General features: G+C 68.8%; 1 protein-coding gene. It reads right to left on the reverse strand.

From position 1 onward, the window contains the following. The coding region (locus QMK24_RS41380) for an IS701 family transposase (protein ID WP_283472074.1) at window positions 1-559 on the reverse strand (559 nt) is incomplete at its 3' end. Window positions 560-753 lie beyond the last annotated feature (194 nt).

A 753-nucleotide genomic window follows, 5' to 3' on the forward strand; every position in this document is an offset into this window, starting at 1 on the left:
GGGAGCCGAAGCCGCAGGAGCGACGTTCCCACTGGTCACGGGCCTTCGCGTAGTGAAGGAGGTCCTCGGCTCGCTTCACGGCCGGCTGGCGCTTCTTGCCGGGCGCGCCGTGAAGCGGCAGGTCGACGGGGACGCCGAACACGTAGGGCAGCTTCTGTTCGTGGCACCACGCCCGCAACTGCGGGTCGCGGCCGTAGCCGGCATCGGCCAGCACCCAGGCGAACGGCACCTGGGCGGCGACCGCCTGCTCAAGCATGGCGATGGCCTGCCCGGGCTTGGTGGCGAAGGCGACGTCGTCGCGGATGCCAGCCGCGCGGCACCGCTCCCGGTCCTGCGTCCACTCCTTGGGCAGATACAGGCGGCGGTCGATGAACGCGTGCCCGGCCCCGGTGGCGTAGGTGAGCATGACCATGGTCTGGCAGTTGCGGACATCCCCGTCCAGCCCGCAGTGCCGGAAGGCTACCCCGACCGACATGGCGCCCTTCTTCTGCGCCTGGGTGTCGCCGATGACCAGCGACGCTTCCGGATCGCCCAGATGCCTCACGACGTAGTCGCGCACCGCGTCCCTGAGGACTGCCTCTTCGTTGATGACTTCTCGGACAACGTCGAGGCGGCGCGCAGTACAGGTGGCTGCGCCATCTTGAAGTGGCTGGTCAACAGGGGTGGCGTGACCCCGTTTCGGGGTGCTCGTGCTGGTCGTGGGCGGCAGTCTGGGGTGTAGATCGTCCGGCGGGGTGGTTTTGCCGATGAGTT

It is taken from the genome of Streptomyces sp. PH10-H1 (assembly GCF_030063355.1).
In the GTDB taxonomy this organism is placed as follows: Bacteria; Actinomycetota; Actinomycetes; order Streptomycetales; family Streptomycetaceae; genus Actinacidiphila.